Origin of the sequence: Colwellia polaris (assembly GCF_002104515.1) — a bacterium.
Classification (GTDB): Bacteria; Pseudomonadota; Gammaproteobacteria; order Enterobacterales; family Alteromonadaceae; genus Cognaticolwellia; species Cognaticolwellia polaris.
The window spans coordinates 407,456-432,785 of record NZ_NBOE01000001.1 but is presented as its reverse complement, the minus strand read 5'-3'; the positions used below and the strand labels follow the sequence as shown (position 1 = coordinate 432,785).

Below are 25,330 nucleotides of genomic sequence, written 5' to 3'. Positions count from 1 at the left end.
AAAAATATTAATAATTAGTGTACATCTCTCCAGTATTCTTTCTTCAATAAGTAAGCAAAGAATAACAAGATAAATAAGAAACCAATAACCCAATAACCCATGCTTTCGCGTTCAAGTTTATTTGGCTCACCGGTGTATTCTAAGAAGTTGGTCAAGTCACGAGCAAATTGATCATATTCTTCTGCTGTCATTGAGCCGCCGGTTGCCTCAGAAAGGTTACCGTGTTCATCTATAGTTTGAACACCTTGAAGGTTTTGTAATACATGTGGCATACCCACATCTTTAAATACCTTGTTGTTCACACCAAATGGACGACTCTCATCAACATAGAAAGAACGTAGATAAGTGTAAATCCAATCAGGACTTCTAAAGCGTGCTTCAAGCGTTAAGTCAGGTGGTGTGCTACCAAACCATTTAGCCGCCTCTTTACCAGGCATAGTATTAGTAATATGGTCGCCGACTTTTTCACCGGTATACATATAATTAGCCATGCCATCAGCATCAGAAATACCTAGATCAGCAAACGTACGATTATAACGTTGATATTTTAATTCGTGACATGCTAAACAATTGTTAATGTAAGCTTCAAAGCCACGTTTTAAAGATTCTTTATCACGTAAATCATTATTAGCTTTATCTAAATCCATACTAGGTCCAGCGGCTATCGCTAGCATAGGTAGCACAGCTAAAACTGCTAAAATAAATTTTTTCATTATCCTGTCACCCTCTCTGGAACTGGCTTAGTTTTTTCATTTTTACTGTAGATCCAAATAGCAACGAAAAATCCAAAGTAACCGAAACTAGCAATTGCACCAATCAAGTTGTTTAACGGGTTTGCAGGTAATGTACCTAAAACGCCTAAAACGATAAAACAGATAGCAAATTGAATAAGGTTTACAGTGTGAGCAGTACAACGGTAACGTAAAGACTTAACTGTACCACGGTCAAACCAAGGTAACATAAATAAAGCGATAATCGCGCCGAACATACCTATAGCTCCTAATAACTTATCAGGAATAACACGTAAAATAGTATAAAACGGACCGAAGTACCAAACTGGAGCGATATGCTCAGGTGTTTTCAAGCCATTTGCAGGTTCAAAGTTTGGCGCCTCAATGAAGTAGCCACCACCTTCTGGTGCAAAAAACATGACCCAACAAAAAACAATGAGGAAAATAACAACTGCAACTAAATCTTTCACTGTGTAATAAGGATGGAAAGGGATAGCGTCGACAATATCGTATTTTTTCGTATATTGTTCATGGAAAGTAAATTTACTTTGCTCTTCAGGAGGTACACTGCCTTTTGGTTTTTTAATGTTTGTGCCATCAGGGTTGTTTGAACCAACTTCATGTAAAGCTAAAATATGAAGGAACACTAACACAACTAATACTAATGGTAGTGCAATAACATGCAAAGCAAAGAAGCGGTTTAACGTTGCACCTGAGATAACATAATCACCACGGATCCATAACGTTAGATCGTCACCAATTACAGGTATCGCGCCAAAGATAGAAATAATTACCTGTGCGCCCCAGTATGACATATTACCCCAAGGTAATAAGTAACCCATAAAGGCTTCAGCCATTAATACTAAAAATATTAACATACCGAACAACCACAGTAATTCACGCGGTTTTTGATACGAACCGTACATCATGCCACGGAACATATGCATGTATACAACAACGAAAAACGCAGAAGCACCTGTTGAGTGCATATAACGCAACAACCAACCGTAATCTACATCACGCATAATATATTCAACTGACGCGAATGCACCGTCACCTGAAGGTTCATAGTTCATTGTCAACCAAACACCTGTTAGTAATTGGTTAACTAAAACAACACTCGCTAAAATACCAAATACATACCAAAAGTTAAAATTCTTTGGTGCAGGATATTGAGCGGCATGTTTGTTCATTGCATCCATTAGAGGCAGACGCTGTTCGATCCAAGCCATTAAATTAGCAAACATTATGCTTCTCCTTCAGATACGCCGATTAGCAAAGTACTATCGTTAGGAAATGAGTGTTCAGGAACCATTAAGTTAGTTGGTGCTGGAACACTTTGGAATACACGACCTGCCATATCAAATTTTGAACCATGACAAGGGCAGAAGAAACCGTCTTTAACGCCTGCAACTTCTTGTTCGAAGTCGCCTTTGCGATATGTCGGAGCACAACCTAAGTGAGTACAAACACCTAAGGCTACTAGAAATTCCGGCTTAATTGAACGGAATGCATTGGTAGCATAAACAGGCTGTTGAGGCACTTCTGACTGAGGATCTTTTAATTGACCATCATGTGCACTAAGACTCGATAGAATTTCTTCTGTTCTACGAACTACATAGACAGGTTTACCGCGCCATTCAGCACGTATTAATTGACCTGGCTCTATCTTACTAACATTGACCTCAACCGGCGCACCTGCGGCTTTCGCACGCGCGCTAGGGTTCCAAGACCCAATGAAAGGCACAGCCACACCGACAACACCAACACCACCAACTACCGAAGTAGCAGCAGTTAGAAAGCGTCGACGGCCGTTGTTAACAGGCGCATTGCTCATTCAAACTCTCCAATAATTATCTAGCTAATACAACAACACAAGACGAAGTAAACTACTTAGTTACTGTGAAGATTGTTGTTCGACTAAATCAACGAAAAAAAAATTGTTCTGATAATAAAGAAAACCCTTGTTTTTTACAAGGTAATTAACCGTTTCCATGCAGGTTTATGGCAGTAAAAGTTAATTCTTAATGGTCACCCGCGCTAAATAAAAACTATTCGCATTAGTAGGTTTTCTTATCTATCAATTATCAATATATCTTGGTAAAAACTTTAAAGCGAGTAACTCGTTATTAATTTTCTAACAACCTTATAAAATATTCAAATAATTTCATAATATTAATGCACAAATGGCTGTACAAATATTTTAATATCAATTGAAAGCAACCACCTACCTATTAAATTAATAGAGCAGACAGTTGAAAGCTGCATATTAGATTATTAGATGGATTAATTTTCTGTAAAATAGCGATGATTAAGTTGTCACAATTAACAGAAGACATTTTTCATACACTGCGTATACAATAGAAAAAAGGAGCCATTTGGGTTTTAGATTACGGTAAAATTGTATCTAAAAATTATACCAACATGTTCATTAAATTAGTTTGATCATTATTATAAAGAATGAGTTCACTAGTATAAAATGTGTTAAATAGTTAGAATTCAGTTAAATCTCAACTTTAGGTTAATCTTAATGAAAGCTACGGTAAAATGGATAGGTGATGAATTATTCATCGGTACTTCTGAAAGTGGTCATACAATAGTATTAGATGCAAACGCTGGCGCTATAGCCCCAAGTCCTTTAGAGAGTGTTTTGATCTCCTTGGGTGGCTGTTCATCAGTTGATGTTGTTAGCATTTTAGAAAAAGCACGTCAGAAGATTACTGGCTGCAGTGTTGAAATATCTGCCACACGTGTTGATAGCGTTCCTAAGTTATTTTCAGATATTCATTTAACATTCCTTATTGAAGGAAGTGATGTAAATGAAAAACATGTAGAACGTGCTGTAAATTTGTCTGCAGATAAATACTGCTCAGTTGCATTAATGCTTAATAAATCAGTTAATATTACCCACGAATATCAAATAAACAATGTAACATAAGTTTATATTTTGGTTGTTAGCAAGCATTAAAAGTTTTTGCTAACAGCTAAGGCTTATAAATCACTCATCCAATCTAGTTGTTTGTTAGCTTCAGTTTTCTTCAACATTAAGTCTTTGATTAATGGCGTAAGTAATAATTCCATTGCTAAGCCCATTTTACCGCCCGGAACAACCAAAGTATTCATACGAGACATAAATGAGCCATCGATCATACTCAAATAATAAGGAAAGTCGAGCTGACTGGCATCTCGACAACGAATAACAACAAAACTTTCGTCTAAGGTAGGAATTGCTTTAGCGCTAAATGGATTCGAAGTATCAACCGTTGGAACTCGTTGAAAGTTAATATGTGTTCTTGAAAACTGTGGGGTTATGAAAGAAATATAATCTTCCATACTCCTAACAATACTTTGAGTTACCGCTTCTCGACTATGACCACGTTTATTTGTATCTCGAATTATTTTTTGGATCCACTCTAGATTTACAATCGGTACCATACCAATAAGTAAATCTACATGCTTTGCTACATCGTTTTTCTCTGTAACAACGCCTCCGTGCAGTCCTTCATAAAATAATAAGTCAGTACCTTCACCCAACTCTTCCCAAGGTGTAAATGTACCAGGCATTTGGTTATATGGCACAGCTTCGTCAAAAGTATGTAAATAACGTCTCATTTTACCTTTACCGGTTTCAGAGTAGTCTTTAAATAACTTTTCTAGGGCATCAAAATCATTCGCTGCATCACCAAAATAACTAATTTTAAGTTGTTGTTCTTTGGCCTTGCGTTTTTCCATGTCCATTTCTTGGCGTGAATATCGATGGAAGCTATCTCCTTCGACTGTCGCAGATGTAATGCCTAAAGATCTGAAAATATGTTCAAACGATTCAGTTGTCGTAGAAGTACCAGCTCCAGATGAACCGGTAACTGCAATAATAGGATTACGTGACGACATAGTAGTTCAACCTTAAAATATATGGACAATTGTTATACGAGGTATTTATAGAAGGGTCAAGCTTTAACCTGATGTTATAGTTTTAACAATTTTATTACAGTAACAAAAAAGCGGAGCCTAAGCTCCGCTTTTAATTCTTTCAGAAAAAACTTAGTACGAATACTAAATTATGCTTCTGCGCTAACTTCTTCAACTACTTCAGCGGCTTCTTCAGCTGCTGGGCGGTCAACTAACTCAACGTAAGCCATAGGCGCTTTATCACCAGTACGGAAACCGCATTTTAAAATGCGAGTGTATCCACCTGGGCGTTCTTGGTAACGAGCACCAAGTTCGTTAAATAAAATACCTACTACTTCTTTATCTTGTGTACGAGCAAATGCTAAACGGCGATTTGCAACGCTGTCGGTTTTAGCCAATGTGATCAGTGGCTCGACAACCATACGTAGTTCTTTAGCTTTAGCAACAGTAGTTTTGATCAAACCGTGCTTTACTAAAGAGCTTGCCATATTGCGGAACATCGCTTTACGATGACTGCTATTACGGTTTAACTGGCGACCGCTTTTACGATGGCGCATAAGTTAATCCTTCTCTCAACTATTAAAAAAACGATGATCGACTTAGTCGTTATCAGCTATGCTTTCAGGTGGCCAGTTTTCTAGGCGCATACCTAGAGACAAACCACGAGACGCCAAAACGTCTTTGATTTCAGTTAAAGACTTCTTACCTAAATTAGGTGTTTTAAGAAGCTCAACTTCAGCACGCTGTACTAAATCGCCAATATATTGAATTGCTTCTGCTTTTAGGCAGTTTGCTGAACGAACAGTAAGTTCAAGGTCATCAACAGGACGAAGCAAAATAGGATCAAACAGTGGTTTTTCCTCTTTTGGTTCAACTTCAGTTACATCTCGAAGTTCTACAAACGCATCTAACTGTTCAGCTAAAATTGTTGAAGCACGACGAATTGCTTCTTCAGGATCTAACGTACCGTTAGTTTCCATGTCTAAAACCAGTTTGTCCAAATCTGTACGCTGTTCAACACGTGCAGAATCAACATCATAGGCAATTCTTACAACGGGACTGAATGAAGCATCAACTAACAAACGTCCTATTGCACGATCTTCTTCCTCGGCATCACGTCTGGCAGAAGCAGGAACATAACCACGTCCCATTTCAACCTTTATACGCATACTGATAGAGCCATCACCTGTCAAATGACAAATTACATGAGCTGGATTTGCAATTTCTACATCACCATCATGTTGGATATCGGCAGCCGTTACAGGGCCTTCACCGGACTTAGTTAAGGTAAGAACAGCTTCATTTTTGCCTTCTAAACTTATCGCTAGTCCCTTAAGGTTTAACAGTATTTCGATGATGTCTTCTTGCACACCTTCTTTACTGCTGTACTCATGAAGTACACCGTCAATTTCAACTTCAGTTACAGCACAACCCGGCATTGAAGATAAAAGAATGCGGCGTAACGCATTACCTAAAGTGTGACCAAAACCACGCTCTAATGGCTCTAAAGTTACTTTAGCACGAGTAGCACTAACAGTTTCGATATCAACCAATCGTGGTCTAAGGAATTCGGTTACAGAACCCTGCATTATGTCCTCTCTTAAAGTGCAACTTTACTTAGAGTAAAGTTCAACAATCAACTGTTCATTAATTTCGGCAGACAAGTCAGAACGATCAGGAACGCGTTTAAATACGCCTTCAAGTTTCTTGTTATCTACTTCAACCCAAACTGGCTTCTCACGTTGCTCAGCTAATTCTAAAGCAGCGATAATACGCGCTTGAGTTTTAGACTTCTCACGTACAGAAACTACATCTTCGGCTTTAACAGTGAAAGATGGAATATTAACAACAACACCGTTAACTACGATAGCTTTGTGGCTAACTAGTTGACGAGCTTCAGCACGAGTGCTTGCATAGCCCATACGGTATACTACGTTATCAAGACGTTTCTCTAAAAGTTGCAACAAGTTTTCACCTGTATTGCCTTTTAGACGAGCCGCTTCTTTATAGTAGTTGCGGAATTGTTTTTCTAGTACGCCATATATACGACGAACTTTTTGTTTTTCACGAAGTTGAATACCGTAGTCAGACAAACGACCGCGACGGGCGCCATGTTGACCTGGTATTGTTTCGATTTTACATTTAGTGTCAATTGCTCTAACACCGCTTTTAAGGAACAAATCTGTACCTTCGCGGCGACTAAGCTTTAACTTAGGACCTAAATATCTAGCCATTTTCTTTCTCCAACTATCCTAAAAAAAGTACGATTAAACGCGACGTTTCTTAGGAGGACGACAACCATTATGAGGAATAGGTGTAACGTCAGTAATGTTGGTGATTTTAAAACCAGCAGCATTTAAAGCACGGATAGCAGATTCACGACCTGGACCCGGACCTTTAACGAACACTTCAATATTCTTCAAGCCAAACTCTTGTGCAGCTTTACCAGCACGATCTGCAGCTACTTGCGCAGCAAATGGAGTAGATTTACGTGAACCACGGAAACCTGAACCACCAGCAGTCGCCCATGATAAGGCGTTACCTTGACGATCTGTAAGAGTTACGATTGTGTTGTTGAAAGATGCATGGATATGAGCCATGCCGTCAGCAACTTGTTTTTTTACGCGTTTACGCGTACGTACAGGTGTTTTAGCCATTGTCTAGTTCCTCTTACTTCTTAATTGGCTTACGAGGACCTTTACGGGTGCGCGCATTAGTTTTAGTGCGTTGACCACGTAGAGGAAGACTGCGACGGTGGCGAATGCCACGGAAACAACCTAAATCCATAAGACGTTTAATGTTCATTGAAACTTCACGGCGTAAATCACCTTCTACGGTGTATTTATCCACTTCTGCACGAAGCAAATCAATTTGAGCTTCGTCCAATTCACTGATCTTAGTTGACTCTGCAATACCAGTTGCAACACAAATTGCTTTCGCACGTGTTGCTCCGATACCGAAGATCGCAGTAATGGCGATTACTGCATGCTTACGATCAGGGATGTTAATGCCAGCGATACGGGCCACTAAACACATCTCCTATTTTTAATTTAAAATTTACCAGTTGAAAAGCCCGTTAGGATACTCAACCAGCCGCATTTCTTTGCAAATCGAAGCGGCATTATACAGACTTATCTGCATAATGCTACTGCTTAAAGATTTAGCCTTGACGTTGCTTGTGCTTTGGCTCTTCGCAAATTACACGAATTACACCAGCGCGCTTAACAACTTTACAATTACGACAAATCTTTTTTACGGATGCACGTACTTTCATTTTATATACTCCGTTACCTAAGGGCCCAGTCTAACGACCGTAGCCTTTAAGGTTTGCTTTTTTAAGTACATTATCATATTGATGAGACATCAAATGAGTCTGTACTTGTGCCATAAAGTCCATTATTACAACTACTATAATTAATAGTGATGTTCCGCCAAAGTAAAAATTAACGTCCCATGCCATAATAATAAACTGAGGTACCAAACAGATAAAGGTAATATACATCGCACCAGCTAAGGTTAAACGAGTCATCACTTTATCTATATATTTTGACGTTTGCTCACCAGGACGAATCCCAGGAATAAACGCACCGGATTTTTTCAGGTTATCTGCTGTTTCACGCGGGTTGAATACAAGAGCCGTGTAAAAGAAACAGAAAAATATTATCGCTGCTGCAAGTAACATTACATATAGCGGCTGTCCTGGAGAAATAGCAATTGATACTTCTTGTAGGAAATCAGCAACCATACCTTCACCTTGACCAAACCAGCTCGCAAGCGTGCCTGGAAACAAGATAATACTTGATGCAAAGATTGGTGGAATAACACCTGCCATATTAACTTTTAACGGTAAATGTGTGCTTTGAGCAGCGAAAACCTTACGGCCTTGCTGACGCTTAGCATAGTTAACAACAATACGTCGTTGACCACGTTCCACAAATACAACAAAGAAAGTTGTAGCAAATATAATTACGCCAATTAGCAATAATACTAATAAGTGCAATTCACCTTGACGCGCCGCTTCTGCTGTTTGACCAACAGCTGACGGCATACCAGCTACTATACCTGCAAAGATCAAGATTGAAATACCGTTACCAATACCACGCTCAGTAATTTGCTCACCTAACCACATTAAAAACATGGTACCAGTAACCAAACTTACTACCGCAGCAAAGTAGAATCCGAAACCTGCGTCCATTACTAGACCTGGCATCATTCCCGGTAAACTTCTTGCTATTGCAATTGATTGTACAGTCGCTAGAACTAAAGTGCCGTAGCGGGTGTATTGGCTGATCTTACGTCGTCCAGCTTCACCTTCTTTTTTCAACTCTGCCATTGCCGGGTGCATAACCGTAAGCAATTGCATAATGATTGAAGCTGAGATGTACGGCATAATACCAAGTGCCAATACAGAGGCTCGCTCAAGTGCACCACCAGAGAACATGTTAAACATTTCTACAATGGTGCCCTTTTGTTGTTCAAACAACTGAGCTAATACAGCGGCGTCAATACCAGGGATTGGCACAAATGTTCCCAAACGAAGCACAATAAGTGCACCGAATACAAACCACAATCTTTGTTTAAGCTCAGACAATCCGCCTTTTGCTTTATTATCAATTCCTGGTGTAGCCATAACCTGTACTATTCCTCGATTTTTCCGCCTGCAGCTTCAATAGCTGCGCGAGCGCCTTTAGTAACACCTAAACCACGTACAGTAATTGGACGAGTGATTTCACCAGAAAGCATGATTTTCACTGACACAATATTACGTGTGATTAAGTTAGCATCTTTCAGGGCAAAGATATCGACAACATCACCTGTGATGTTGTTTAGTTCATGTAAACGTACTTCAGCGCGAACTAAAGATTTACGTGACGTGAAACCAAACTTAGGTAAACGTTGTTTCAATGGCATTTGACCACCTTCGAAGCCAGGACGAACACTACCGCCAGAACGAGATTTCTGACCTTTGTGACCACGACCACCTGTTTTACCTATGCCAGAACCAATACCACGACCACAGCGTTTCTTGGCTTTCTTAGCACCTGGTGCAGGAGATAAAGTATTTAAATGCATTATTAATCCTCCACCTTAATCATATAAGATACTTGATTAATCATACCGCGTACAGATGGAGTATCTTCTAACTCTACTGTTTGACGAATACGACGTAAACCAAGACCCTTTAATGTAGCTCTATGCTTCGGTAAACGACCGATAGAACTTTTTAACTGAGTTATTCTAACTGTTTTAGCCATGCTCAATTACCCCAGAATATCTGAAACGCTTTTACCACGCTTTGCTGCAACAGCTTCAGGCGAATGCATATTCGCAAGAGCAGCAACAGTAGCGCGAACTACGTTTATTGGGTTAGTAGAACCGTATGCCTTAGACAATACGTTCTGAACGCCTGCAACTTCAAGTACTGCACGCATCGCGCCACCGGCGATAATACCTGTACCTTCAGAAGCTGGTTGCATGTAAACTTTTGAACCAGAGTGCTTGCCGATAACGACATGCTGAAGAGTAGTACCCTTCAAATCTACGGTTACTAAGTTACGACGTGCTTTTTCCATTGCTTTTTGGATTGCAGCAGGCACTTCACGTGCTTTACCGTAACCAAAACCAACGCGACCAGCGCCATCACCAACTACGGTTAGTGCTGTGAAACTGAAAATACGACCACCTTTAACCACTTTTGATACACGGTTAACTGCGATTAGCTTTTCAGCCATATCACTTTGTTGTGAGTTTTCTTGATTATGATTAGCCATTATCAACCCCTAAAACTGAAGACCAGCTTCGCGAGCTGCATCTGCTAACGCTTTCACGCGACCATGGTAACGGAAACCTGAACGGTCAAAAGCAACACTAGTGATGCCTTTAGCTACTGCACGTTCTGCAATTGCTTTACCTACAGCCGTAGCTGCTTCAACGTTACCTGTTTTTTCTAACTGAGCACTAACTTCTTTGTCTAAAGTAGACGCTGACGCGATTACTTCAGAACCTGTTGGTGCAATCAATTGCGCGTAAATATGACGAGGAGTACGGAATACAACTAAACGATTCGCACCCAACTCGCTGATTTTTGCACGAGCGCGTTTAGCGCGGCGCAAACGAGATGTTTTCTTATCCATAGTATTACCCTACTTCTTCTTAGCTTCTTTACGACGTACATTCTCATCGCTATAACGAATACCTTTACCTTTATAAGGCTCAGGTTTACGGTATGCACGAATGTTCGCTGCAGTTTGACCGACCAACTGTTTATCAGCACCTTTCAGTATGATTTCAGTTTGGCTAGGAGTTTCAACAGTAATTCCTTCAGGAATTGCGTGGTCAACCGGATGTGAAAAGCCTAAAGATAAGTTTAAAGACTTACCTGCAGCTTTAGCACGGTAACCAACACCGTTTAACAATAATTTCTTTTCAAAACCTTTACTTACACCTTCAACCATATTATTGATTAAAGAGCGTACAGTACCGGCTTGAGCCCAAGCGCCTTTAACATCAGCAACGATATTAGTGATAAGGTTGTCTTCTTCTTGAGAAACAACAACATCGCTATGGATCGTGTGAGATAATTCACCCATTGGACCTTTAATTTTAATGTCTTGACCTGATAACGTAATAGTAACGCCTGCAGGGATTGCGACATGTGCTTTTGCGACACGAGACATATTCTGCTCCTTTACTCTACGAAACCAAGAACTTCACCGCCAAGACCCGCATTGCGAGCGGCGCGATCAGTCATTAGACCTTTAGAAGTAGAAATAATAGCGATACCCATACCTGCTAATACTTTAGGAAGCTCTTGAGCACCTTTGTATACGCGAAGACCTGGACGTGAAACACGTTTGATCACTTCAATTACTTCTTTACCTTCAAAATATTTCAATTCAACAGTTAGTTCAGGTTTTACATCACCTGAAACTGAAAAATCTGAAATGTAACCTTCTTCTTTAAGCAAGTTGGCAAGTGCAACTTTTACCTTAGAAGATGGCATTGTAACTGCAGACTTTGCTGCAGATTGACCGTTGCGGATGCGTGTAAACATGTCCGCGATAGGATCAGTCATCATAACCATTTACTCCCGTGAATTACCAACTAGCTTTCTTAAGACCTGGAACTTCACCGCGCATCATAGTTTCACGTAATTTAATACGGCTTAAGCCGAATTTACGTAAGTAACCATGTGGACGGCCAGTAATGTTACAACGGTTACGTTGACGACTACTGCTCGAATCACGAGGTAATGCTTGAAGTTTCAGTACTGCATCCCAGCGTTCTTCTTCAGAAGAATTAACACCAGAGATGATAGCTTTTAGTGCACTACGCTTTTCAGCATATTGAGCAACTAACTTGGTTCTTTTTGCTTCACGAGCTTTCATTGACGATTTAGCCATAACTCTACACCTTCTTCTTAAATGGGAAGTTGAAGGCAGTCAATAAAGCATGACCTTCTTCGTTATTCTTCGCACTTGTAGTGATAGTGATATCCATTCCGCGAATCTTATCGATTTTATCGTATTCGATTTCAGGGAAAATGATTTGCTCACGTACGCCCATGCTGTAGTTACCACGACCATCGAATGACTTTGGATTTAAGCCACGGAAATCACGGATACGAGGAATAGAAATAGAGATTAAACGCTCTAAGAATTCCCACATACGTTCGCCACGTAGAGTTACTTTTGTGCCAATAGGGTAGCCTTCACGAATTTTAAAGCCCGCAACTGATTTGCGTGCTACTGTCGTGACAGGTTTTTGACCTGAGATTGCAGTAAGATCATTTGTGGCGTGCTCTAATACTTTTTTATCAGCAATTGCTTCACCAACACCCATGTTTAGGGTGATCTTTTCAATCCGAGGGACTTGCATGACACTTTTGTATTCAAACTTCTTTTGAAGTTCGCTTACAATTGTATCTTTGTAAAAATCATGCAGTTTCGCCATCGTTTACTCCAATTAAATTAATTCGTTATTAGATTTGAAGAAACGAACTTTTTTGCCGTCTTCATCTCTAAAACCAACACGATCTGCTTTGCCAGTAGCTGGGTTAACAATCGCAACGTTGGATACATTTAAAGGTGCTTCTTTTTCAACAATTCCACCAGGCTGCTGTAACTGAGGTACAGGCTTAGTGTGCTTCTTGATTAAGTTGATACCTTCAACAAATACTTTGCTTTCTTCAACAAGAACTTTGGTCACTTTACCAGTTTTGCCCTTGTCTTTGCCTGCAAGTACGATTACTTCATCATCACGACGAATCTTAGATGCCATTATCGTGACTCCTTATAGTACTTCTGGTGCAAGTGAAACAATTTTCATGAACTTTTCATTACGAAGTTCACGAGTCACAGGACCGAAAATACGAGTACCAATTGGTTGTAAGTTAGCATTTAACATTACAGCCGCATTTTCGTCAAAACGGATGGTAGAACCATCTGAACGACGAACACCTTTCTTAGTGCGCACCACTACTGCAGTAAGAACATCACCTTTTTTAACCTTGCCGCGAGGATTTGATTCCTTCACTGCAATTTTAATGATGTCACCAATGCGTGCGTAGCGACGGTGCGAACCACCAAGAACCTTTATACATTGTACACGTCGAGCGCCGCTGTTATCAGCTACGTTCAATTGTGATTGCATTTGGATCATTTAATATGTCTCCGCTAAATTATCTTATAAAAGATTAAATTCAAGGCCAGAAATTTGACCCGTCACTGCCTTCTAAATCCCACTCACAACGAGCGGGCGCGAGATTATAACACCGGTTATTAAAAAGTGATACTTTATTTAGCTAAAAAATAACCACTTTTATTATCAACCTTGATGTACACAAGATAAACACTGACGTTGTGAGCTTAATTTAATCTCATCAATTGCTATTTATTTAAAAAACTAAATAAGAATACTGGTTATTTGAGTTCTTTATATAACTTTACATTTTGACCAATAAAAAAGGCCCTGCCGAAGCAGAGCCTTTTTGAAAGTTCTTATTGTGAATTAGATAAAGCGATTAAGCTTTTTCTAAAACGCTTACCAATGTCCAAGATTTAGACTTAGAAATTGGAGCACATTCACGAATAGATACTAAATCACCTACTACACATTGGTTAGTTTCATCATGCGCTTTCAACTTAGTTGAACGGGTCATGAACTTACCGTATATAGGGTGCTTAACACGACGTTCGATCAGGACAGTGATAGACTTTTCCATTTTGTCACTGACGACACGACCTTGTATTGTACGAATTTTTGCTTCGCTCATTACTTAGCTGCCTTTTCAGTTATGATAGTCTTAACACGCGCGATATTACGGCGTACAGTTCTTAGCAAATGAGTTTGTGCTAATTGGCCAGTGCTTGCTTGCATGCGATAGTTAAACTGTTCGCGTAGCAATTCAAGCAATTCAGCGTTTAGCTCTTCAATGCTTTTTTCTTTCAATTCGCTTGCTTTCATTACATCACCGTTCTAGTTACGAAAGTTGTTTTGAAAGGAAGTTTAGCTGCGGCTAAAGCAAATGCTTCACGCGCTAACTCTTCCGACACACCTTCCATTTCATAAAGAACACGACCAGGTAGAATTTGGCATACCCAATATTCTACTGAACCTTTACCCTTACCCATACGAACCTCAAGAGGTTTTTTAGTAATTGGCTTATCAGGGAATACACGGATCCAGATTTTACCTTGACGCTTCACGTGACGAGTCATTGCTCGACGAGCCGCTTCAATTTGACGCGCAGTCATACGACCACGTTCCATTGATTTTAACCCGAAAGTACCGAAGCTAACTGAGCTACCAGTGTGTGCAAGACCACGGTTACGCAGTTTAAATTGCTTACGGAATTTAGTACGTTTTGGTTGTAACATTACTTATTCCTCTACTTACTGGTCTTACGGTTAGGTTTTCTTTTAGGCTTAGCTGCTGGTTGCTCAGCTTGTAATGGCATGTTGCCAATTACTTCACCTTTAAAGATCCAAACTTTGATACCGATAACACCATAAGTGGTATCAGCGCGGGCAATTGAGTAATCAATGTCAGCACGTAAAGTGTGTAATGGAACACGACCTTCACGATACCACTCAGCACGTGCAATATCTGCACCACCTAAACGACCACTTACTTGTACTTTAATACCTTTAGCGCCTAAACGCATAGCATTTTGTACAGCACGTTTCATCGCACGACGGAACATTACGCGACGTTCTAATTGACTAGCAATACTGTCTGCAACTAGCTGCGAATCCATTTCTGGCTTACGTACTTCAGCTATGTTGATTTGAGCAGGAACACCAGCAATTTTAGAAACTGCTAATCGTAATTTCTCAACATCTTCGCCTTTCTTACCGATTACAACACCCGGACGAGCCGTGTGAATTGTAACGCGGATAGATTTAGCAGGACGTTCAATTACAATTTTTGATAATGAAGCACGCTTAAGCTTTTCAGTTAAATATTCACGAACCAAATGGTCACCGTGTAAATTACCTGCGAAATCTTTGTTACTTGCAAACCAAGTAGACGCGAAAGGTTTCGTGATACCTAAGCGAATACCATTTGGATGGACTTTTTGACCCATTCTAATATCTCCTAGTTATCAGATACAATCACAGTGATGTGACTTGTACGCTTAAGGATTCTATCCGCGCGACCTTTCGCACGAGGCTTAATACGTTTCATTGTTGGGCCATCGTCAACCATAATAGTTTTAACGATAAGCTCATCAATGTCTGCACCTTCATTGTGTTCTGCGTTAGCAATTGCTGAATCAAGTACTTTTTTAACCAAAACAGCAGCAGATTTGTTGCTAAATGTTAAGATTTCAAGTGCTTTTTCAACGTGCAAGCCGCGGATTTGATCCACAACTAAACGTGCTTTTTGCGCTGAACCACGGGCAAATTTATGTGTAGCAATAGCTTCCATCTTATTTCCCCTATCTCTTCGCTTTCTTATCCGCGACATGGCCACGGTAAGTACGAGTTGGTGCAAATTCACCTAATTTGTGTCCGATCATTTCATCAGTTACAAATACAGGTACGTGTTGACGGCCATTATGGACGGCAATGGTCAATCCGATCATCGTAGGGATGATCATTGAACGACGGGACCAAGTTTTAATTGGCTTTTTATTCCCGCTTTCCACCGCTGTCTCTACCTTCGTCAACAAGTGTAGGTCTATAAATGGACCTTTCTTGAGAGAACGTGGCATGGTGATTCCTCTTTAATTATAAGTACTATTATTTAGTACGACGACGTACGATAAATTTATCGGTACGCTTGTTAGAACGAGTCTTGTAACCCTTAGTTGGTACACCCCAAGGTGATACCGGATGACGACCGCCTGATGTTTTACCTTCACCACCACCGTGTGGGTGATCAACTGGGTTCATGGCAACACCACGAACAGTTGGGCGAACACCGCGCCAGCGTGAAGCACCAGCTTTACCCAAAGAGCGAAGCATGTGTTCAGCGTTGCCGATTTCACCTAAAGTAGCACGACAATCTGACTCAATTTTACGCATTTCGCCAGAACGAAGACGTAAAGTGACATAAGCACCGTCTTTCGCTACTAACTGAGCATAAGTACCAGCAGCACGTGCAATTTGTGCACCTTTACCTGGTTTAAGTTCGATTGCGTGTACAACACTACCTAATGGTGTGTTGCGTAGTGGTAAAGTGTTACCCGCTTTAATAGGAGCATCTACACCAGACTGGATTGCATCACCAGCTTTTAAGCCTTTAGGGGCTAGGATGTAACGACGCTCGCCATCTGCGTAAAGTACTAGTGCAATGTTTGCACTACGGTTTGGATCATATTCCAAACGTTCTACTTTTGCAGGGATACCATCTTTATTACGCTTAAAGTCGACAATACGGTAATGTTGCTTATGCCCACCACCAATGTGACGAACAGTAATACGACCATTATTGTTACGACCACCAGATTTAGACTTAGTGTCTAATAATGGTGCGTAAGGCTTACCTTTATGCAACTCCGTGTTAACCACTTTAACAACGTGGCGACGACCCGGAGAAGTAGGTTTACATTTAACTATAGCCATTTTCGTAAACTCCTATGATTCCGCGCCGACGAAGTCGATGTCGCTGCCTTCAGCAAGTGTAACGTATGCTTTTTTCCAATCGCTTCTGCGACCAGTACGAGCACCAGTACGTTTTGTCTTACCTTTAACATTTAATGTGCGAACACCATCAACTGAAACTTCGAAAAGTTTCTCAACAGCAGCTTTGATTTCAGCTTTAGTAGCAGTAGTAACAACTTTGAAAACAACCGTGTTGTTTGCTTCAGCGGCCATCGTGCTTTTCTCAGAAATGTTTGGTGCTAAAAGCACTTTCAGTAAACGTTCTTCGTTTATCATCCTAACATCTCCTCAAGTTGCTTAACTGCAGATGCAGTCATCAAAACTTTTTCGAAACCAACTAAACTAACTGGGTCAATACCGTCTACATCGCGTACGTCAACTTTATATAAGTTACGTGCAGATAAGAACAAGTTCTCATCAACTTCTGGAGTAACGATTAATACGTCTTTTAACTCCAAACCGTTTAGTTTAGCTACTAATTCTTTAGTTTTTGGTGTTTCAACTGCAAAATTTTCTACCACGACTAAGCGTTCTTGACGAACTAACTCAGAAAGGATGCTTTTAATCGCACCACGGTACATTTTACGGTTAACTTTTTGGCTGTGATCCTGTGGCTTAGCAGCGAATGTTACGCCACCTGTACGCCAGATTGGACCACGACTAGTACCAGCACGTGCACGGCCAGTACCTTTTTGACGCCATGGTTTTGCGCCACCGCCACTAACTTCTGAACGAGTCTTTTGAGCACGAGTACCAGCACGAGCACCAGCTGCATATGCAACTACTACTTGGTGTACAAGAGCTTCATTAAACTCAAGTCCAAAAGTTGTTTCAGAAACTTCAAGAGCGCCTGAAGCGTCTTTTAATGCTAATTCCATCACAAATCTCCTGGACTAGGCTTTAACAGCTGGTTTGATGATTACGCTACCGTTGATTGCACCCGGAACCGCACCTTTAATAAGGAGCAAGTTACGTTCAGCATCAACACGAACCAATTCAAGGTTTTGCGTAGTTACTTTCGCAGCACCCATGTGACCAGACATTTTTTTGCCTTTGAAAACACGACCTGGTGTTTGACACATACCTATCGAACCGTTTGAACGGTGAGATAGTGAGTTACCATGCGTAGCATCTTGCATTGAGAAATTCCAACGCTTAATACCACCTTGGAAACCTTTACCTTTAGAGGTGCCAGTAACATCTACTAATTTCGTGTCATTGAATAACTCAACAGTGATTTCACTGCCAGTTACCAAATCTTCGCCTTCATTTGCATTTAAGCGGAATTCCCACAGGCCGCGACCTGCTTCGATACCAGCTTTTGCAAAGTGACCGGCTGTTGGCTTGTTAACACGGTTAGCTTTTTTGCTTCCCGTAGTAACTTGAAGCGCTGAATAACCATCGTTGTCAACAGTTTTAACCTGAGCAACACGGTTCGCTTCAACTTCTAGGACGGTTACAGGAGTAGATACGCCATCTTCAGAGAAGATGCGAGTCATACCCACTTTACGTCCAACTAGACCTATAGTCATGTTAAAACTCCTATTAACCCAAGCTGATTTGAACGTCAACACCAGCTGCAAGATCTAAACGCATTAAAGCATCTACAGTCTTTTCAGTTGGTTCTACGATATCAATCATGCGTTTGTGAGTACGAATTTCGTACTGATCACGAGCATCTTTGTTAACGTGTGGTGAAGTCAAGATAGTGAAACGTTCTTTGCGTGTAGGAAGTGGAATTGGACCACGAACCTGTGCGCCAGTACGTTTAGCAGTATCAACGATTTCAGCTGTTGATTGATCAATCAAACGATGATCGAACGCTTTCAAACGAATGCGAATTCTTTGATTTGACATTAAGACAAATCCCCATTTTAAAGAACAACAAAATACTGCCCATCACCTTTTTATATAAAAGGGGGGAGTATCGCTATATTTACCATTCAACTCCCTATCGGAGTTGCTGTATGTTAATTATTTACCTAAAAATAAACTTTAGAAGAAAATACATTAACTAAAAAACACACTGAGACGAGCTCAACGTGGAGGCGAATTATACAGGGCTTGATGATAATTTCAACTTTTATTTAACAGTTTTTAGTAGCGTTATTTAATATTATTTATTCATAGGATATAAAGCTATCTTTACCCAATTTCTCAATACAGTGTTCATCATTGGGATAAGCTATGGTGTAAGGGGCTATTTTATATTTAACTACTGGAGCCAATAAATTAATCACTCCTTTTATTGGTAAATATATGTGCTAAGCATGCACAATATATTTTTCATTGCTTTTTATTAAAGGCCTCAGCTTTTACTGTCAACGTAGTTTATGTCATAAAGACTGCATTAACGGTCTCTTAACTACACTTGGTTAATTACAATTCACCGTTATATTTTAGCTTTAAGTTTTCCCTATACTTTTACGTATGTTTTTACCTCTATTTTTACCTATATATAAGCAGAACTATTTAACCTTAACTTTTGTTTTTAAAAAGTAGCTATAAATAGGTATAAAACTGGTGTTTTTATATGGTCTTAGTGAAAATTATTAAACTTCAAAAATTTTTTATGTCGATTTTAGTTAAGTAATGTTATACTCGCGCGCAAATTTTCAACAATTCATTTTCATAAATAGAGTAACGTAATGGCAGATTTATCTAAATACAGAAACATTGGTATCTTCGCTCACGTTGATGCGGGTAAAACCACAACAACTGAACGTATCCTTAAATTAACCGGTATGATCCATAAAACAGGTGAAGTTCATGACGGTGAGTCAACCACTGACTTCATGGAACAAGAAGCTGAGCGCGGTATTACTATACAGTCTGCTGCAGTTAGTTGTTTTTGGAAAGATCACCGTTTCAACGTTATCGATACTCCTGGTCACGTTGATTTCACGGTTGAAGTTTATCGCTCATTAAAAGTACTTGATGGCGGTGTTGGCGTGTTCTGTGGTTCTGGCGGTGTTGAACCACAATCAGAAACTAACTGGCGTTATGCGAACGACTCGAAAGTATCTCGTTTAATCTTCGTAAACAAATTAGACCGTTTAGGTGCTAACTTTTACCGTGTAACAGATCAAGTTAAAAACGTATTAGGTGCTCACCCACTTATTATGACTTTACCAATTGGTGAAGAAGATGACTTCGTTGGTGTTGTAGACGTTTTAACTCAAAAAGCATACATCTGGGATGACACAGGTCTTCCTGAAAACTACACTATTGAAGATATTCCAGCTGATATGGTTGATGATGCAGCTATGTATCGTGAGCAATTAATCGAAACTGCATTAGAAGCAGATGAAGATTTATTAATGGAATACTTAGAAGGTGAACTTACACCGACTGAAGAACAAATTAAAGCGTGTATCCGTAAAGGTACTCGTGAAATCATGTTCTTCCCTACATACTGTGGTTCTGCATTCAAAAACAAAGGTATGCAGTTATTGCTTGATGCCGTTGTTGATTACTTACCATCTCCTACAGATGTTGATCCTCAACCTCTTACTGATGAAGAAGGTAACCCAACTGGTGAGCATGCGATCGTTTCTGCAGATGAAACATTCAAAGCGTTAGCATTCAAAATCACTGATGACCGTTTTGGTACCTTAACTTTCGTACGTATCTACTCAGGTACATTGAAGAAAGGTGACACCATACTTAATGCTGCAACAGGTAAAACTGAACGTGTTGGTCGTATGTGTGAAATGCAAGCCGATGACCGTAACGAACTAACGTCTGCTCAAGCTGGTGATATCATCGCGATTGTAGGTATGAAGAGTAACGTTCAAACAGGTCATACATTATGTGATCCAAAACACCCAATCATTCTTGAAGCGATGGTATTCCCTAAGCCAGTAATCTCTATCTCTGTAACACCTAAAGATAAAGGTTCAACGGAAAAAATGGGTATTGCTATCGGTAAAATGGTTGCAGAAGATCCAACATTCCAAGTTGAAACTGACTTAGATTCAGGTGAAACGATTTTATCTGGTATGGGTGAACTTCACTTAGATATCAAAGTAGATATTTTAAAACGTACTTACGGTGTTGATCTAGTTGTTGGTAAACCTCAAGTTGCTTACCGTGAAACAATCACTCAAGAAATTGATGATTCATACACGCATAAGAAACAATCTGGTGGTTCTGGTCAATTTGGTAAAATTGATTACATCATCCGTCCAGGTGAGCCAAACTCAGGCTTTACATTCTCATCTAAAGTTGTTGGTGGTAATGTACCAAAAGAATTTTTCCCAGCTATTGAGAAAGGTTTCAAAGGCATGATGGATACTGGTGTTCTTGCTGGCTTCCCTGTACTTGACGTTGAAGTTGAATTATACGATGGTGGCTTCCATGCTGTCGATTCATCTGCTGTAGCATTTGAGCTTGCTGCTCGTGGTGCTTTCCGTCAGTCAATTCCAAAAGCTGGTGCTCAGTTAATTGAACCTATCATGAAAGTTGATGTGTTTACGCCTGATGATCACGTTGGTGACGTTATTGGTGACTTAAACCGTCGTCGCGGCATGATTGGTGGTCAAGACGCTGGTGTTTCTGGTGTTCGTATTAAAGCTGACGTACCACTTTCAGAAATGTTTGGTTACATCGGATCTTTACGTACAATGACATCAGGTCGTGGTCAATTCTCTATGGAATTCTCTCACTACTCACCTTGTCCGAATAACGTATCTGAAGCAGTAATTGCTGAAGTTAAAGAGCGTGAAGCGGCAGCTAAAAAGAAATAGTTATTTATAACCAATCTATTAAAGGATGCTTCGGCATCCTTTTTTTTATTTCAAATTTACTCAACAGCACTTTGCAACATATAGCCATAAAGTAAAACACATGATATTGTTTTCTTTAAGTGCTTATGTTTTCTGAAATCTTACCGATAACGTATAAGAATCAGTAAAGTACTGAACGATTTACACCCTTAATAATAAAAATAAACTCATTAGGTATTACTTAGTATGTTCAACTTTCTTAGTCGCTCAATTATGCGTCAATTAGTGATTACTATATCAGGCGCAGTTACTGTATTACTTGTCGTTACTTCATTTTTTTTGTTATCAAACGTAAGCGATAATACAAGAAAACAACTCATTTCTGATATTGAAAATATTGTAAGTCTACAGTCTACAAAAGTGAAAGAATTCTTTATTGCTAAAGGACAAATCAACCATAGCATATTTGCTAATCCGCTCGTTATCGATTGGTTTACAACATACGACACACGACTTTCCAATATTGATGATAATAAACAGTACCAAGATGTTACACGTTACTTTAAGTACTTTTCAGAACAAGACAGCGCAATAAAAAGTGTTTTCTTTGGTAGTGAAAATACCCATGAATATTTCGATCTTAATGGTCGTTACGACGATGCTGAGTACTTTACAAATCGCCGACCTTGGTGGCAAGACGGACTAACAAAAGCAAAAATGCATGTTACTGACCCGGCAGTAGACAACAACGATGGCTCAGTTTCAGCAACAATAACTTCTCCCTACTATTTACCTAATGGCAAACTTTTAGGTATTGGTGGTATGGACATCTTAATTACCACCATAGGTCAAAACCTACTCGCCCCTATTAAATATAAAAACCAAGGTGAAGCTTTTCTCATCACAGATACAGGCAAATTAGTGTTTTTCCCAGGCTTTAATGATGAGTTTAAAGCTGGTGATTCCATGTCAGTAATTGATAGTCACTTTACCAATAGCGCAGGCTTTGCAACGTTACAATCTACATTGGCTAATAATGCCAACGGTTTAGCACAAGTAACATGGCGCGGAGTCGATTATGAAGTTATTTTTAATCAAGTAAAAAGCGAATACCCAGCCATGAATTGGAAGCTTGGGTTTTTAGTCCCTGAGCAATTAATAACTCAACCTGTAGAAGATGCGTTTTGGTCATCTTTCGGTATTGTTGTAGCCATAATTATGATGATTGCCATCGTAGTATGGTTAACTGTTTTACCTTTTGTTAAACGCATAACTCGGCTTAAAAATGCCATGAAAGATATTGCAGAAGGTGATGGTGATTTAACACAAAGAATTCCTCCTTTAAAACAAGACGAGATAGGACAATTAGTTGATGAATTTAATATCTTTGTTGATTCTATTCAGCAGTTAGTTAGACAAACCATTACTATTACGAATGATGTAACTTCATCAAGTGAATCTGCCGAAAAAATAGGTAAAGATACCATTGGTATTGTCGAGGGACAAAAACGTGAAATTGACCTGGTTGCGACTGCTGCTACCGAATTAGCTCAAACGAGTATTAATATTGCCGAAAATACTAATTATTCAAAAAATTTAGTTATTGGTGCCGAGGAAAAAGTAGCATTAGGCTCCGATGTTGTTAATCAAGCAACTGTTGGTATGCAAAAGCTATCTAACAACGTCGATAATGCTTCACAAGTAGTACAACAACTTAAGTCGGGTACCCAAACGATTGGCGACTTTGTTACCGTTATCCGCAGTATTGCTGAACAAACTAATTTATTAGCCCTCAATGCGGCAATAGAAGCGGCAAGAGCAGGAGAACAAGGACGAGGTTTTGCTGTTGTTGCTGATGAAGTTAGAACATTAGCTTCCAGAACACAAGACTCTACCACCAACATTGAACGCATTATTGATGAACTTCAGGCAACAGCGGTTAATGCTGTTAGTGTTATGGAGTCTAGCTGTTTAGAGGCAGAGAGTAGCGTTCAGCTTACTCATCAAGTACAGCAAGTATTAGCTGATATTGCTGAAGTTATTGGTCAATTCCAAAGCCAAACTTTTGAAATAGCCCAAGCCGTTGAACAGCAAGCTAATGTCGCTGAAGAAGTATCTAAAAACATTGAAAACGTTAGAGGACTAACTGATGAGACTGTGGATGTATCTGCCACAATGCAAACAAGTTTAGTTAATCTATCAGAAAAATCTAACTCACTATCAAAAGTAGTTAATCAATTTAAAGTCTAAAAAATTAGTCCTTCCCTGCCCAATTAGCAAGTTATACCTCACTAATTGGGCATAAATAATATCCCATTCAGGTAGGCCTAACTTTATAAGCTAATTGAGGCTTATAATAAATTTGTAATTAATTGAACGAGACAAAAGATGGCTTTATAGATTTAACAATCAAAAATTTGTTGTAAAAACTAAATCTAACTTCAACGCTATACAACTTCCCCCCCCTCAGCCTATAAACAGCTAGCCCTCTCTTAAACTATGATGTATGAATAATTGCATATTCTTTGGTGTAAAGAATCATTTCAATCTGATTAAGATTGGGGTTTAGATTTTAATCTAAAAGGTGGATTTAAGCTCAGACCGCGGAATTGATCTATAGCAATATTTTTTGATACAGCACAGCAAGGCAATTTACATGGTTAATTATTCAGAAGTGAGCAATAAGTATGTTCGCTCGTTAATGACTGGCATAAAACATAATAGTTAAAAATACAGGTGGTATAAAGTTAGCTATTTATTAAAATTTGAACATAAAAAAACCGGCAAAAGCCGGTTTTTGAAATACATAACGTAAATATTAACGTTTTGAAAATTGTGGCTTTTTACGAGCCTTGTGTAAACCAACTTTCTTACGTTCAACTTTACGAGCATCACGAGTAACGAAACCAGCATTACGTAAACCGCTACGTAAAGTTTCATCGAACTCCATTAATGCACGAGTAATGCCGTGACGAATTGCGCCAGCTTGACCAGAAATACCACCACCAGTTACAGTGATGTTAAAGTCAAACTTTTCTAACATTTCAACTAATTCTAATGGTTGACGAACAACCATACGAGCCGTTTCACGACCAAAGTATACAGAAATGTCACGCTTGTTAATTGTGATTGCACCGTTACCAGCTTTCATGAACACACGAGCCGTTGAGCTCTTGCGACGACCAGTACCGTAATATTGATTATCAGCCATTGCTTAAAGCTCCAAAAGTTGTGGTTGTTGTGCTGTATGTTTATGTTCAGTACCCGCGTAAACTTTAAGCTTACGGAACATTTCACGACCTAAAGGACCTTTAGGTAACATACCCTTAACTGCGAATTCAATAACGCGCTCTGGAGCTTTTTCGATTAGCTTTTCAAAACTAATTTGCTTAAGACCACCAACAAATTCTGTATGCGAGTAGTAAATTTTACCTTTCGCTTTGTTACCTGTTACTTTTACTTTCTCAGCATTGATAACAACGATGTAATCGCCAGTATCTACATGAGGAGTATATTCTGCTTTATGCTTACCACGTAAACGGCTTGCAATTTCAGTAGCGATACGACCTAAAGTTTTATCTTCGGCGTCCACTAAGAACCATTCGCGTTGTACGCTTTCTGGTTTAGCTACAAAAGTTTTCATTAAAAAACCCAATTATATAAATGTTACTTAAATAATAACTTAAGAAAACCTCAAGTTATCCGTTAAAAGACTACGCTATTGCCCCTTCGAGCATCGAGTCCGTTGCCAGTCCTCTGGAAAAAGAACAAGCTTTGTAACGTAGGGAGGCAGGATTATACAGAACAACGTTGAAAAGATCACGCCTATTTTTTAATCTTTTCACTCTTATTT

The 25,330-nt window shown here is 39.5% G+C and carries 37 protein-coding genes; 3 read left to right on the top strand and 34 right to left on the bottom strand.

Annotated features, from left to right (window positions below):
• Positions 1-14: 14 nt before the first annotated feature.
• Genes B6A32_RS02010 through petA form a run of 3 tightly spaced genes read right to left on the bottom strand, consistent with a single transcriptional unit; the run spans position 15 to position 2,568 of the window.
• Positions 15-713: a cytochrome c1 gene (locus tag B6A32_RS02010; protein ID WP_085301074.1), complete on the bottom strand. Its 699-nt coding sequence runs from the start codon at positions 711-713 to the stop codon at positions 15-17.
• Complete coding sequence (locus B6A32_RS02005) at positions 713-1,978, bottom strand: cytochrome b (protein ID WP_085301073.1); 1,266 nt, start codon at positions 1,976-1,978, stop codon at positions 713-715. The genes B6A32_RS02010 and B6A32_RS02005 overlap by 1 nt, the downstream gene beginning before the upstream one ends.
• Positions 1,978-2,568, bottom strand: coding sequence for a ubiquinol-cytochrome c reductase iron-sulfur subunit (gene petA / locus B6A32_RS02000; RefSeq protein ID WP_085301072.1), 591 nt, complete (start codon positions 2,566-2,568; stop codon positions 1,978-1,980). The genes B6A32_RS02005 and petA overlap by 1 nt, the downstream gene beginning before the upstream one ends.
• Positions 2,569-3,261: 693 nt before the next feature.
• Here petA and B6A32_RS01995 point away from each other — a divergent pair.
• A complete protein-coding gene (locus tag B6A32_RS01995) occupies positions 3,262-3,669 on the top strand; it encodes an OsmC family protein (RefSeq protein WP_085301071.1) in 408 nt (135 codons plus the stop codon).
• A 53-nt stretch (positions 3,670-3,722) separates the two neighbouring features.
• Here the strand turns inward: B6A32_RS01995 and B6A32_RS01990 are convergent, their stop codons facing one another.
• The 29 genes from B6A32_RS01990 to rpsJ all read right to left on the bottom strand — a co-directional run bounded on the left by B6A32_RS01990 (position 3,723) and on the right by rpsJ (position 18,607).
• A complete protein-coding gene (locus tag B6A32_RS01990; RefSeq protein WP_085301070.1) occupies positions 3,723-4,622 on the bottom strand; it encodes a phosphoribulokinase in 900 nt (299 codons plus the stop codon).
• A gap of 167 nt (positions 4,623-4,789) precedes the next feature.
• Positions 4,790-5,197, bottom strand: a complete 408-nt coding sequence (gene rplQ / locus B6A32_RS01985) for a 50S ribosomal protein L17 (protein ID WP_085301069.1) — start codon at positions 5,195-5,197, stop codon at positions 4,790-4,792.
• A gap of 42 nt (positions 5,198-5,239) precedes the next feature.
• A complete protein-coding gene (locus B6A32_RS01980) occupies positions 5,240-6,229 on the bottom strand; it encodes a DNA-directed RNA polymerase subunit alpha (protein ID WP_085301068.1) in 990 nt (329 codons plus the stop codon).
• Positions 6,230-6,253: 24 nt separating this feature from the next.
• On the bottom strand, positions 6,254-6,874 hold the full coding sequence (rpsD, locus tag B6A32_RS01975) for a 30S ribosomal protein S4 (RefSeq protein ID WP_077287458.1): 621 nt from the start codon (positions 6,872-6,874) through the stop codon (positions 6,254-6,256).
• 33 nt (positions 6,875-6,907) lie between these two features.
• Entirely contained in the window at positions 6,908-7,297 is a 390-nt protein-coding gene (gene rpsK / locus B6A32_RS01970) for a 30S ribosomal protein S11 (RefSeq protein ID WP_076420861.1), read from the bottom strand.
• 13 nt (positions 7,298-7,310) lie between these two features.
• Complete coding sequence (rpsM, locus tag B6A32_RS01965) at positions 7,311-7,667, bottom strand: 30S ribosomal protein S13 (RefSeq protein ID WP_077287460.1); 357 nt, start codon at positions 7,665-7,667, stop codon at positions 7,311-7,313.
• Positions 7,668-7,800: 133 nt separating this feature from the next.
• On the bottom strand, positions 7,801-7,914 hold the full coding sequence (gene rpmJ / locus B6A32_RS01960) for a 50S ribosomal protein L36 (protein WP_085301067.1): 114 nt from the start codon (positions 7,912-7,914) through the stop codon (positions 7,801-7,803).
• A 30-nt stretch (positions 7,915-7,944) separates the two neighbouring features.
• Positions 7,945-9,270, bottom strand: coding sequence for a preprotein translocase subunit SecY (gene secY, locus B6A32_RS01955; RefSeq protein WP_081179730.1), 1,326 nt, complete (start codon positions 9,268-9,270; stop codon positions 7,945-7,947).
• Between the two features lie 8 nt (positions 9,271-9,278).
• A complete protein-coding gene (rplO, locus tag B6A32_RS01950; RefSeq protein ID WP_077287467.1) occupies positions 9,279-9,713 on the bottom strand; it encodes a 50S ribosomal protein L15 in 435 nt (144 codons plus the stop codon).
• Positions 9,714-9,715: 2 nt separating this feature from the next.
• Positions 9,716-9,895 carry a 50S ribosomal protein L30 gene (gene rpmD / locus B6A32_RS01945; protein ID WP_085301066.1) on the bottom strand — a complete coding sequence of 60 codons (180 nt, stop codon included), beginning with the start codon at positions 9,893-9,895 and terminating at the stop codon, positions 9,716-9,718.
• Between the two features lie 6 nt (positions 9,896-9,901).
• Positions 9,902-10,411, bottom strand: coding sequence for a 30S ribosomal protein S5 (gene rpsE, locus B6A32_RS01940; RefSeq protein WP_085301065.1), 510 nt, complete (start codon positions 10,409-10,411; stop codon positions 9,902-9,904).
• A gap of 9 nt (positions 10,412-10,420) precedes the next feature.
• A complete protein-coding gene (gene rplR / locus B6A32_RS01935) occupies positions 10,421-10,774 on the bottom strand; it encodes a 50S ribosomal protein L18 (protein ID WP_085301064.1) in 354 nt (117 codons plus the stop codon).
• A 9-nt stretch (positions 10,775-10,783) separates the two neighbouring features.
• Positions 10,784-11,317: a 50S ribosomal protein L6 gene (gene rplF, locus B6A32_RS01930; protein ID WP_085301063.1), complete on the bottom strand. Its 534-nt coding sequence runs from the start codon at positions 11,315-11,317 to the stop codon at positions 10,784-10,786.
• 11 nt (positions 11,318-11,328) lie between these two features.
• Complete coding sequence (rpsH, locus tag B6A32_RS01925; protein WP_101685897.1) at positions 11,329-11,718, bottom strand: 30S ribosomal protein S8; 390 nt, start codon at positions 11,716-11,718, stop codon at positions 11,329-11,331.
• A gap of 19 nt (positions 11,719-11,737) precedes the next feature.
• On the bottom strand, positions 11,738-12,043 hold the full coding sequence (rpsN, locus tag B6A32_RS01920) for a 30S ribosomal protein S14 (protein WP_085301062.1): 306 nt from the start codon (positions 12,041-12,043) through the stop codon (positions 11,738-11,740).
• A gap of 4 nt (positions 12,044-12,047) precedes the next feature.
• Positions 12,048-12,593, bottom strand: a complete 546-nt coding sequence (gene rplE, locus B6A32_RS01915; RefSeq protein ID WP_085301061.1) for a 50S ribosomal protein L5 — start codon at positions 12,591-12,593, stop codon at positions 12,048-12,050.
• Positions 12,594-12,605: 12 nt separating this feature from the next.
• Complete coding sequence (gene rplX / locus B6A32_RS01910) at positions 12,606-12,920, bottom strand: 50S ribosomal protein L24 (RefSeq protein WP_085301060.1); 315 nt, start codon at positions 12,918-12,920, stop codon at positions 12,606-12,608.
• Positions 12,921-12,932: 12 nt separating this feature from the next.
• Positions 12,933-13,301: a 50S ribosomal protein L14 gene (rplN, locus tag B6A32_RS01905; RefSeq protein ID WP_070375069.1), complete on the bottom strand. Its 369-nt coding sequence runs from the start codon at positions 13,299-13,301 to the stop codon at positions 12,933-12,935.
• A gap of 361 nt (positions 13,302-13,662) precedes the next feature.
• Entirely contained in the window at positions 13,663-13,914 is a 252-nt protein-coding gene (gene rpsQ, locus B6A32_RS01900; RefSeq protein ID WP_085301059.1) for a 30S ribosomal protein S17, read from the bottom strand.
• Positions 13,914-14,105 carry a 50S ribosomal protein L29 gene (rpmC, locus tag B6A32_RS01895; protein WP_085301058.1) on the bottom strand — a complete coding sequence of 64 codons (192 nt, stop codon included), beginning with the start codon at positions 14,103-14,105 and terminating at the stop codon, positions 13,914-13,916. The genes rpsQ and rpmC overlap by 1 nt, the downstream gene beginning before the upstream one ends.
• Positions 14,105-14,518, bottom strand: a complete 414-nt coding sequence (gene rplP / locus B6A32_RS01890) for a 50S ribosomal protein L16 (RefSeq protein ID WP_085301057.1) — start codon at positions 14,516-14,518, stop codon at positions 14,105-14,107. Before rplP ends, rpmC begins: the two co-directional genes overlap by 1 nt.
• A gap of 11 nt (positions 14,519-14,529) precedes the next feature.
• Complete coding sequence (rpsC, locus tag B6A32_RS01885; protein ID WP_085301056.1) at positions 14,530-15,228, bottom strand: 30S ribosomal protein S3; 699 nt, start codon at positions 15,226-15,228, stop codon at positions 14,530-14,532.
• Between the two features lie 11 nt (positions 15,229-15,239).
• The gene (rplV, locus tag B6A32_RS01880; protein WP_081151045.1) at positions 15,240-15,572 is read right to left on the bottom strand and encodes a 50S ribosomal protein L22; all 333 of its coding nucleotides are present in this window, start codon (positions 15,570-15,572) and stop codon (positions 15,240-15,242) included.
• A 10-nt stretch (positions 15,573-15,582) separates the two neighbouring features.
• Positions 15,583-15,858, bottom strand: a complete 276-nt coding sequence (gene rpsS / locus B6A32_RS01875) for a 30S ribosomal protein S19 (RefSeq protein WP_081151044.1) — start codon at positions 15,856-15,858, stop codon at positions 15,583-15,585.
• 28 nt (positions 15,859-15,886) lie between these two features.
• Positions 15,887-16,711, bottom strand: a complete 825-nt coding sequence (gene rplB / locus B6A32_RS01870) for a 50S ribosomal protein L2 (RefSeq protein ID WP_085301055.1) — start codon at positions 16,709-16,711, stop codon at positions 15,887-15,889.
• Between the two features lie 12 nt (positions 16,712-16,723).
• Complete coding sequence (gene rplW / locus B6A32_RS01865) at positions 16,724-17,026, bottom strand: 50S ribosomal protein L23 (RefSeq protein ID WP_085301054.1); 303 nt, start codon at positions 17,024-17,026, stop codon at positions 16,724-16,726.
• Positions 17,023-17,628 (bottom strand): 50S ribosomal protein L4, encoded by a 606-nt coding sequence (gene rplD, locus B6A32_RS01860; protein ID WP_085301053.1) that lies wholly within the window; start codon positions 17,626-17,628, stop codon positions 17,023-17,025. The genes rplW and rplD overlap by 4 nt, the downstream gene beginning before the upstream one ends.
• 15 nt (positions 17,629-17,643) lie before the next feature.
• On the bottom strand, positions 17,644-18,282 hold the full coding sequence (gene rplC, locus B6A32_RS01855) for a 50S ribosomal protein L3 (RefSeq protein ID WP_085301052.1): 639 nt from the start codon (positions 18,280-18,282) through the stop codon (positions 17,644-17,646).
• Positions 18,283-18,295: 13 nt separating this feature from the next.
• Positions 18,296-18,607 (bottom strand): 30S ribosomal protein S10, encoded by a 312-nt coding sequence (gene rpsJ / locus B6A32_RS01850; protein ID WP_070375080.1) that lies wholly within the window; start codon positions 18,605-18,607, stop codon positions 18,296-18,298.
• Positions 18,608-19,398: 791 nt separating this feature from the next.
• Here rpsJ and fusA point away from each other — a divergent pair.
• Together fusA and B6A32_RS01840 are read left to right on the top strand one after the other, a co-directional pair.
• Complete coding sequence (gene fusA / locus B6A32_RS01845) at positions 19,399-21,498, top strand: elongation factor G (protein WP_085301051.1); 2,100 nt, start codon at positions 19,399-19,401, stop codon at positions 21,496-21,498.
• Between the two features lie 225 nt (positions 21,499-21,723).
• Positions 21,724-23,727, top strand: a complete 2,004-nt coding sequence (locus B6A32_RS01840; RefSeq protein WP_085301050.1) for a methyl-accepting chemotaxis protein — start codon at positions 21,724-21,726, stop codon at positions 23,725-23,727.
• A gap of 568 nt (positions 23,728-24,295) precedes the next feature.
• Here B6A32_RS01840 and rpsI read toward each other — a convergent pair.
• Both rpsI and rplM read right to left on the bottom strand, forming a co-directional pair.
• Positions 24,296-24,688, bottom strand: a complete 393-nt coding sequence (gene rpsI, locus B6A32_RS01835; RefSeq protein ID WP_085301049.1) for a 30S ribosomal protein S9 — start codon at positions 24,686-24,688, stop codon at positions 24,296-24,298.
• A gap of 3 nt (positions 24,689-24,691) precedes the next feature.
• On the bottom strand, positions 24,692-25,120 hold the full coding sequence (gene rplM / locus B6A32_RS01830; RefSeq protein ID WP_085301048.1) for a 50S ribosomal protein L13: 429 nt from the start codon (positions 25,118-25,120) through the stop codon (positions 24,692-24,694).
• Positions 25,121-25,330 lie beyond the last annotated feature (210 nt).

Excerpts from the sequence above, each read along its gene's own strand:
- B6A32_RS01990 (WP_085301070.1), bottom strand. The coding sequence starts at position 4,622 with ATGTCGTCACGTAATCCTATTATTGCAGTTACCGGTTCATCTGGAGCT.
- rplR (WP_085301064.1), bottom strand. The coding sequence starts at position 10,774 with ATGGATAAGAAAACATCTCGTTTGCGCCGCGCTAAACGCGCTCGTGCA.
- rpsC (WP_085301056.1), bottom strand. The coding sequence starts at position 15,228 with ATGGGTCAAAAAGTCCATCCAAATGGTATTCGCTTAGGTATCACGAAA.
- rpmC (WP_085301058.1), bottom strand. The coding sequence starts at position 14,105 with ATGAAAGCAAGCGAATTGAAAGAAAAAAGCATTGAAGAGCTAAACGCT.
- rpmD (WP_085301066.1), bottom strand. The coding sequence starts at position 9,895 with ATGGCTAAAACAGTTAGAATAACTCAGTTAAAAAGTTCTATCGGTCGT.
- rpsS (WP_081151044.1), bottom strand. The coding sequence starts at position 15,858 with ATGCCACGTTCTCTCAAGAAAGGTCCATTTATAGACCTACACTTGTTG.
- rpsE (WP_085301065.1), bottom strand. The coding sequence starts at position 10,411 with ATGGCTAATCATAATCAAGAAAACTCACAACAAAGTGATATGGCTGAA.
- rplC (WP_085301052.1), bottom strand. The coding sequence starts at position 18,282 with ATGACTATAGGTCTAGTTGGACGTAAAGTGGGTATGACTCGCATCTTC.
- secY (WP_081179730.1), bottom strand. The coding sequence starts at position 9,270 with ATGGCTACACCAGGAATTGATAATAAAGCAAAAGGCGGATTGTCTGAG.
- rpsQ (WP_085301059.1), bottom strand. The coding sequence starts at position 13,914 with ATGAGCGAAGCAAAAATTCGTACAATACAAGGTCGTGTCGTCAGTGAC.
- rpsI (WP_085301049.1), bottom strand. The coding sequence starts at position 24,688 with ATGGCTGATAATCAATATTACGGTACTGGTCGTCGCAAGAGCTCAACG.
- rplE (WP_085301061.1), bottom strand. The coding sequence starts at position 12,593 with ATGGCGAAACTGCATGATTTTTACAAAGATACAATTGTAAGCGAACTT.
- rpsH (WP_101685897.1), bottom strand. The coding sequence starts at position 11,718 with ATGATGACTGATCCTATCGCGGACATGTTTACACGCATCCGCAACGGT.
- B6A32_RS01995 (WP_085301071.1), top strand. The coding sequence starts at position 3,262 with ATGAAAGCTACGGTAAAATGGATAGGTGATGAATTATTCATCGGTACT.
- petA (WP_085301072.1), bottom strand. The coding sequence starts at position 2,568 with ATGAGCAATGCGCCTGTTAACAACGGCCGTCGACGCTTTCTAACTGCT.
- B6A32_RS02005 (WP_085301073.1), bottom strand. The coding sequence starts at position 1,978 with ATGTTTGCTAATTTAATGGCTTGGATCGAACAGCGTCTGCCTCTAATG.
- rplW (WP_085301054.1), bottom strand. The coding sequence starts at position 17,026 with ATGATAAACGAAGAACGTTTACTGAAAGTGCTTTTAGCACCAAACATT.
- rplF (WP_085301063.1), bottom strand. The coding sequence starts at position 11,317 with ATGTCTCGTGTCGCAAAAGCACATGTCGCAATCCCTGCAGGCGTTACT.
- rplN (WP_070375069.1), bottom strand. The coding sequence starts at position 13,301 with ATGATCCAAATGCAATCACAATTGAACGTAGCTGATAACAGCGGCGCT.
- rplD (WP_085301053.1), bottom strand. The coding sequence starts at position 17,628 with ATGGAATTAGCATTAAAAGACGCTTCAGGCGCTCTTGAAGTTTCTGAA.
- B6A32_RS01980 (WP_085301068.1), bottom strand. The coding sequence starts at position 6,229 with ATGCAGGGTTCTGTAACCGAATTCCTTAGACCACGATTGGTTGATATC.
- B6A32_RS01840 (WP_085301050.1), top strand. The coding sequence starts at position 21,724 with ATGTTCAACTTTCTTAGTCGCTCAATTATGCGTCAATTAGTGATTACT.
- rplP (WP_085301057.1), bottom strand. The coding sequence starts at position 14,518 with ATGTTACAACCAAAACGTACTAAATTCCGTAAGCAATTTAAACTGCGT.
- rpsK (WP_076420861.1), bottom strand. The coding sequence starts at position 7,297 with ATGGCTAAAACACCTGTACGTACGCGTAAACGCGTAAAAAAACAAGTT.
- rpsN (WP_085301062.1), bottom strand. The coding sequence starts at position 12,043 with ATGGCTAAATCGTCAATGAAAGCTCGTGAAGCAAAAAGAACCAAGTTA.
- rplB (WP_085301055.1), bottom strand. The coding sequence starts at position 16,711 with ATGGCTATAGTTAAATGTAAACCTACTTCTCCGGGTCGTCGCCACGTT.
- rpmJ (WP_085301067.1), bottom strand. The coding sequence starts at position 7,914 with ATGAAAGTACGTGCATCCGTAAAAAAGATTTGTCGTAATTGTAAAGTT.
- fusA (WP_085301051.1), top strand. The coding sequence starts at position 19,399 with ATGGCAGATTTATCTAAATACAGAAACATTGGTATCTTCGCTCACGTT.
- rplX (WP_085301060.1), bottom strand. The coding sequence starts at position 12,920 with ATGGCATCTAAGATTCGTCGTGATGATGAAGTAATCGTACTTGCAGGC.
- rpsD (WP_077287458.1), bottom strand. The coding sequence starts at position 6,874 with ATGGCTAGATATTTAGGTCCTAAGTTAAAGCTTAGTCGCCGCGAAGGT.
- B6A32_RS02010 (WP_085301074.1), bottom strand. The coding sequence starts at position 713 with ATGAAAAAATTTATTTTAGCAGTTTTAGCTGTGCTACCTATGCTAGCG.
- rplQ (WP_085301069.1), bottom strand. The coding sequence starts at position 5,197 with ATGCGCCATCGTAAAAGCGGTCGCCAGTTAAACCGTAATAGCAGTCAT.
- rplO (WP_077287467.1), bottom strand. The coding sequence starts at position 9,713 with ATGCATTTAAATACTTTATCTCCTGCACCAGGTGCTAAGAAAGCCAAG.
- rplM (WP_085301048.1), bottom strand. The coding sequence starts at position 25,120 with ATGAAAACTTTTGTAGCTAAACCAGAAAGCGTACAACGCGAATGGTTC.
- rpsJ (WP_070375080.1), bottom strand. The coding sequence starts at position 18,607 with ATGTCAAATCAAAGAATTCGCATTCGTTTGAAAGCGTTCGATCATCGT.
- rplV (WP_081151045.1), bottom strand. The coding sequence starts at position 15,572 with ATGGAAGCTATTGCTACACATAAATTTGCCCGTGGTTCAGCGCAAAAA.